Annotated in this window: 7 protein-coding genes; 3 read left to right on the top strand and 4 right to left on the bottom strand. The window is 26.3% G+C overall.

The features are described from left to right. The 4 genes from N4A48_RS07810 to N4A48_RS07795 all read right to left on the bottom strand — a co-directional run. The coding region (locus N4A48_RS07810; RefSeq protein WP_293665317.1) for a hypothetical protein at nt 1-407 on the bottom strand (407 nt) is incomplete at its 3' end. A 26-nt stretch (nt 408-433) separates the two neighbouring features. Continuing rightward, nucleotides 434-2227 carry a DUF927 domain-containing protein gene (locus N4A48_RS07805; RefSeq protein WP_293665316.1) on the bottom strand — a complete coding sequence of 598 codons (1794 nt, stop codon included), beginning with the start codon at nt 2225-2227 and terminating at the stop codon, nt 434-436. Between the two features lie 31 nt (nt 2228-2258). After that, nucleotides 2259-2687, bottom strand: coding sequence for a hypothetical protein (locus N4A48_RS07800; RefSeq protein WP_293665315.1), 429 nt, complete (start codon nt 2685-2687; stop codon nt 2259-2261). A 160-nt stretch (nt 2688-2847) separates the two neighbouring features. After that, nucleotides 2848-3570, bottom strand: a complete 723-nt coding sequence (locus N4A48_RS07795; RefSeq protein ID WP_293665314.1) for a hypothetical protein — start codon at nt 3568-3570, stop codon at nt 2848-2850. Nucleotides 3571-3768: 198 nt separating this feature from the next. Here N4A48_RS07795 and N4A48_RS07790 point away from each other — a divergent pair, with 198 nt between their 5' ends. The 3 genes from N4A48_RS07790 (at nt 3769) to N4A48_RS07780 (ending at nt 4896) form a co-directional block, all read left to right on the top strand. Then, nucleotides 3769-3984 carry a hypothetical protein gene (locus tag N4A48_RS07790; RefSeq protein ID WP_293665313.1) on the top strand — a complete coding sequence of 72 codons (216 nt, stop codon included), beginning with the start codon at nt 3769-3771 and terminating at the stop codon, nt 3982-3984. Continuing rightward, a complete protein-coding gene (locus N4A48_RS07785) occupies nt 3942-4301 on the top strand; it encodes a hypothetical protein (protein WP_293665312.1) in 360 nt (119 codons plus the stop codon). Before N4A48_RS07790 ends, N4A48_RS07785 begins: the two co-directional genes overlap by 43 nt. A gap of 184 nt (nt 4302-4485) precedes the next feature. Continuing rightward, nucleotides 4486-4896 (top strand): hypothetical protein, encoded by a 411-nt coding sequence (locus tag N4A48_RS07780; protein WP_293665311.1) that lies wholly within the window; start codon nt 4486-4488, stop codon nt 4894-4896. Nucleotides 4897-5013 lie beyond the last annotated feature (117 nt).

Genomic DNA, 5013 nt, shown 5'->3' with positions numbered 1-5013 from the left:
TTTTTTATCTTTATTATAGCTATACAAATATTTTCTTCATCAATATACTCAACATCATGAAATGTAATGGATGTTCTATCACTAAAATCTAATTCAAACTCTTCTGTAATTTCTTCAACTAATTTACTTGCATATATAAGCCCTTTAGTCTTACTTTCATTAATTTTATAATCTGGTACTTCATCTAAAAAACCCACTCCTATAGCAATTGAATTCTCTGAAAATGCAAATTGTACCCTACTTGGATTATCTAACTTGTCCATCAATTCTTTAGACAGAGAAATCCTCTTTCCATTACTTTTTGAATTTATTATTGAAATGACTCCTGCATCAGTAATATCTTTACTAACACTCACACTCTTAGCTCCATGAAAATTTGATAACACATCATTTTTATTAATACTCATTTTTAACTCCTCCTTTTTTATATTTATTAATCTTCAAGTAAATCTTCTTCAACTGTTTCTGATGTATTCTGCTTAGTTACTTTACTTTCGTCATTTTCAACTACTGCATCTTTTTTATCATCTTTTTTAGCCTTTTTCTTTTTATCTTCTTGCTTCTTACCATCTCCATTTTGTAGCTTTATTACATAACACGGAACTGCTCCCCTAACCTTTGGATCAACAATTCTTCTTCTATAAAGCTTTCCTTTTTCATGACTAAGAAGATTTCTATCTTTCCATGCTTGTAATATGTATCTTGTATTCTCAAATCCACCTTTTTTCATTATTTCATCAAATTTTGTAGTTATTATTACAACATAGTTCTCATGTTTATTTTTTTCTAACTTGCCCCATAATTCATATGTACTACTTCCTACAACTCCAAGTGTATCTCCAAAATCTTTATTAAGTTTAGATTTATTGACTACTAAACTTTGTTTGAAATGGTCATAAGCAGTTGAAGGTAAATCTATATCTTCTATACTCTTATTTTCATTATCAATAATGAAGGCTTTAATCTTTTTTAAGTTGAGTTTAATATTTAATGCTTCATTTACTATTTGTCCAGTTGCTACTATAATAGCTAATTTCATTGCTATTCTTCCTTTAAAGGAATTTTCTTTCAAATCTTCTTCAATCTTTGATTTCCATTTCATTATTCTTCTTATTACTTCATCTTTTCCTAAATCTAAAAGTTTCTTAACAAACCTTATTCCTGTAAAACCGTAATTATTAGTTACTATACTTTTTATTTTCTCTGCCTGCTTTGAATCTTTTGTCCATTTAATATTTCCAAATTCAAATAGTCTAACTTTAAGCCCTGTATTTTTATTACTTTGTGATAGTATTGAACTCTCACCTGTTGATATGATAGTTGTCTCCCATGTTTTAGTAGGTCTTACCTCTAATTTTTTATTCATTCTCTTTTTATCACTTCCACTAGCAAGTATGTAAATAAGATTTGTAAAATCCTTTTTATTTAGCATACTTGACTCATCAAGTACCATTGGTAATCCTCTATTCCCTGACAACAATCCGAAAATTGCGTTTTGTGTACTGTTCCAGTCCAAGATGAGACCTTGTTCTCTGAGTTTCGGGCTTCCAAAAGGAGACACCGCAAGTTGAGCTGCTGTTGTTTTTCCATGTGTGCTCTCTGCAAAAATATGGACAAGTAGAGATTCTATGCTCAGTTCCTCTCCTACAAACCCTACTGTAGCGGCTGAAAATCCCAATATTAAAGCAAGTGCTAATTTTGTATCTTCTACAACTTCATCTTTTATTAATCTCATCCAATTTTCTTCGCTTCCTTTTGGTTCAACAGCTAAATTTCCTGAATATTTAGACTTTTCTTTGTAACCTATAGCTTTATAGTGTTTAAAATATACCTTTTTATCTTCATCTTCTTCAAATCCTACATTCCTATGTATGAATGATACTTTTAGATTATCTATTTCATTCCTTAGATGTTTCATAACCTCTTTTACATTTAAATCATTTACATCTACACCATATTCAGCAAGAGAAAGAAGATTTGCTCTTGATGCCAAATCTTTCTTACCTACTTGAATTTTTTTCATTCTTCTATTAGACATAAATTCTAATTCATACATTTCTTTTTTAGTTTCAACATCTTCTATTGCTTTTTTAACACTCATAAACTGAGCTACTGGTTTATGTATTACAATATCATTTTTACTTTTAATCGAATAAATATATGCATCTTTAACATATACATCATCATATAACTTGCTAAAAGTATATGCACATTGATTTTTATTCATCTTAAATAACCCCTATTCTGTAAAGTTTAATTTATTCATCATCTTTAAATATTTCTTCTGCTTCTTTACTTTTTTTGTTATTTTCCTTTTCTATCTTTTTAAGTTCTTCTTTATCTAAATCAATTTCTTTTATATTAGAATACGTCTTTCCATTAACACTATTATTTTCAACCTTTACATTTACTGGTTTAGTTAACAGATTGCTAAGATCTATATCTTCTCCTACATCCTCTAGTATTTCAAATTTTTTCAATAAGTCTATAAAAGAACTATCATCATACCAAGATACATATGTTGTATAATATAATTTCGCAACAGCTCCTTTATGATTAACATAAACAACTAAAATCAACTTTTTCCCATTCACCTCATCTTTTATCATTAAATTTTCAATTATACCTTTGTGCTTACCATTTGGAACATTTCTTATTTCCCTTTTTCTTGTAATCATAAGATTCATTTCATTTCCTCCTTATTAGTAAAATAGCTTTTATTATTTCTGGTGTTGCTCACTTCTTGATTACTAGTATATAACCGTTTCTTAGATGGGTCACGGACACTAATTTTTTAAGTTTTTGTCCGTGACACATAAAAAAATACAGCTTAACTAAGCTGTATTTTTAATCTACTTCTACTCCATTTACTTTTAAATATGCTTCCAAAGATGCCTCTAAAAAAGAATCTATATCTTTTTCGTTAAATTGTTTATTATAATTAATTTTATTACATTCTTTTTCATATCTTGAAATTGCTTCGATTTCTTTTCTAAACTTCTTTAAACCTTCGTTTAGAGTATCTATGTATTTATTTATATAATATCTTTTAGCTTCAGAACTGCTTATATTATCATTTATTAAATTCAAATCTTTAACTATTATACCTTTAGCTTCATATATCTTTTCATAAAACTCCTCATTCTCCATTTCTTTAACATATTCTCTTATTTGTTCTTTTTCCTTATCATCTTTACAATTTTCAAGATTTATTTGTAATAAATGTTCCTTTAATAGCTCATATTCTTCATCATTTAATGGCATACAACTCTTCTTTATTTTTCCAGTTTTAGTTTTATTATCTTTTTTATATGTTGAATTCACTGACCTAGATAATAATTCTCTAAGTTCTATATTTTCATAAAATGACTTTAGAAGTTTTATTGAAGCATCTTCTTCTCCTTTAGTTATTTCTAATTTATCATTTTCTAATATTCTACAAACTTTAAGCATGTTTATTATTCTTTCTACTTCCTTTCTTGCACTATCAAAGAAACTATCACTTCTATCTATTCCTGTGACTTTTTCAGTTATATCATATAAAAATAACTTTTCTTTTTTATCGCTCAAATATATTACCTCCTATTTACGTACAATCAAACTTATCATACACTCTATTAAAATTATAACATTATATTTTTTCTGATTTAATTTTTATCTTTTTAATTTTTTATTGGGCTAATTTTTTTACTTTAAATTCAACTCGAATTCAAAAACAATTTATTAATTTCTATTCGACTAAAAATTATTTTTAAGGAGTTGATTTTAATGTCTTTTAATGAAAAGACACCTGCTTCGGTAGGTCTTAAAGAAACTAGACACGGTAAACTTATACAATCTAGGCTTAATAATGCTTTATTTGAGGAAAAGAAAAAGCTAGAAGATGAAGGCTATGAAATTCCTAATACTTATCTTTCTGTTCAAGGAGACACCAGACAATATTGGAATCCAGAAAAATATTTTACCAAATCTATCCATCATTAATTGATGATATCAAGACTAATGATGGTTTAAGTCTTACAGAATTAGGTATTATTTCAGCCTTATCTACTCATATTGGATATGAAGATAATCTTTTGTGTAAATCTAATGGCAACCCATTAAGAAAAAAAGATTTGTCTGAAATTTTAGAAATAGGACACAATGCAGTAGATAAATATATGTCTTCCTTAGTTAAAAAAGGAGTTTTAGCAAAAGTAAAAGTTAAAAGGTCAGTTCATTATTATATGAATCCTCACATATATTTCAAAGGAAATAGGATTGATAATACATTACTTAATATGTTCAAAAAAATTGAATAATGTATTGAAAGCACTCTGTTTTCAGATAAATACCACTTTTTGGGGATTATCCCTAAGAAATAGTTACCAAATTCTGGTATATATTAAATTTGCATTTTACCATAACCCTTCAAGGTTATTTTCAATTTTTACTTAATTTTTTCTATATATAATATTAGACTCAATTTAAAATAGGAGGTATTTTATGACTAAAATATATAATAACTATAATAGTTCTAAAAAATATAATCTTATCTCTAAGAAAAATGATTTAGATTTATGTAAAAGAAAAATTAGAAATCTAAAAAATATTTCTTTAGATGATTTATCAGATTACGAAAAAAATAAAATTACAAGAGATTTAGAAATTGAATTAAGAAGAAAAGAAGTATTAGAAAGAGATTTGAAAAAATTAGGTTTTATAGAAACTAAAGGTAGACGTAAGAAAAACCCTAATGAAAAATATTGTAATACCAGAAAGAAGTTTACAGCTATGCTTATGCCTAAAAATCTTGATTATCTAAAAACTCTTAAATCCAATCAAAAAATTGATAATATTTCATCTTTTCTTGATGAAATAATTGAGATTCACATGAAAAAAAACATTAATTATTAATTTGTAAATAATAAAAAAAAATAACTCTAACCTCATTATGAGATTAGAGTTATTTAAACTATATATACTAATATAATTTTGTTCTAGTTTATAGTAATAGTTACTTGCTTATCATTT

It is taken from the genome of Tepidibacter sp. (assembly GCF_025210165.1).
GTDB lineage: Bacteria > Bacillota > Clostridia > Peptostreptococcales > Peptostreptococcaceae > Tepidibacter_A.
Note: the sequence above shows the minus strand (reverse complement) of the source record. Positions and strands in the feature narration are given on the sequence as shown.

Coding starts and splice junctions, on each gene's coding strand:
- N4A48_RS07800 (WP_293665315.1), bottom strand. CDS start 2,687: ATGAATCTTATGATTACAAGAAAAAGGGAAATAAGAAATGTTCCAAAT.
- N4A48_RS07790 (WP_293665313.1), top strand. CDS start 3,769: ATGTCTTTTAATGAAAAGACACCTGCTTCGGTAGGTCTTAAAGAAACT.
- N4A48_RS07805 (WP_293665316.1), bottom strand. CDS start 2,227: ATGAATAAAAATCAATGTGCATATACTTTTAGCAAGTTATATGATGAT.
- N4A48_RS07780 (WP_293665311.1), top strand. CDS start 4,486: ATGACTAAAATATATAATAACTATAATAGTTCTAAAAAATATAATCTT.